This is a genomic window from Staphylococcus sp. CoH_129_LAB_1, from assembly GCF_058191515.1.
The window spans coordinates 1-621 of the sequence record NZ_JBXWKZ010000065.1 but is presented as its reverse complement, the minus strand read 5'-3'; the positions used below and the strand labels follow the sequence as shown (position 1 = coordinate 621).

The window sequence follows — 621 nt, the reverse complement described above, 5'->3', positions numbered from 1 at the left end:
GCCGGCCTAGCTCAATTGGTAGAGCAACTGACTTGTAATCAGTAGGTTGGGGGTTCAAGTCCTCTGGCCGGCACCATCTTTGAGCCATTAGCTCAGTTGGTAGAGCATCTGACTTTTAATCAGAGGGTCAGAGGTTCGAATCCTCTATGGCTCATACGATTTATTTAAATATGCGGAAGTAGTTCAGTGGTAGAACACCACCTTGCCAAGGTGGGGGTCGCGGGTTCGAATCCCGTCTTCCGCTCCATTATTTTTGCCGGGGTGGCGGAACTGGCAGACGCACAGGACTTAAAATCCTGCGGTGAGAGATCACCGTACCGGTTCGATTCCGGTCCTCGGCACCATCTTAAATATAGCGCCCGTAGCTCAACTGGATAGAGCGTTTGACTACGGATCAAGAGGTTATGGGTTCGACTCCTATCGGGCGCGCCATTTAAAATTTCTATCTTAATATACGGGAAGTAGCTCAGCTTGGTAGAGCACTTGGTTTGGGACCAAGGGGTCGCAGGTTCGAATCCTGTCTTCCCGACTTCTTAAAAATATGGGGGCTTAGCTCAGCTGGGAGAGCGCCTGCTTTGCACGCAGGAGGTCAGCGGTTCGATCCCGCTAGTCTCCACCATT

At 51.4% G+C, this 621-nt stretch carries 7 tRNA genes; all 7 read left to right on the top strand.

Annotated features, from left to right (window positions below):
• The 7 genes from AC2FB1_RS11110 (at position 1) to AC2FB1_RS11080 (ending at position 619) form a co-directional block, all read left to right on the top strand.
• Positions 1 to 76: transfer RNA gene (locus AC2FB1_RS11110), tRNA-Thr, on the top strand.
• A 5-nt stretch (positions 77 to 81) separates the two neighbouring features.
• Positions 82 to 154 (top strand) — tRNA-Lys (locus tag AC2FB1_RS11105).
• A gap of 18 nt (positions 155 to 172) precedes the next feature.
• A tRNA-Gly gene (locus AC2FB1_RS11100) sits at positions 173 to 247 on the top strand.
• Between the two features lie 8 nt (positions 248 to 255).
• Positions 256 to 344 (top strand) — tRNA-Leu (locus AC2FB1_RS11095).
• Positions 345 to 355: 11 nt separating this feature from the next.
• Positions 356 to 432, top strand: a tRNA-Arg gene (locus tag AC2FB1_RS11090).
• A gap of 23 nt (positions 433 to 455) precedes the next feature.
• A tRNA-Pro gene (locus AC2FB1_RS11085) sits at positions 456 to 529 on the top strand.
• A gap of 14 nt (positions 530 to 543) precedes the next feature.
• Positions 544 to 619, top strand: a tRNA-Ala gene (locus AC2FB1_RS11080).
• Positions 620 to 621 lie beyond the last annotated feature (2 nt).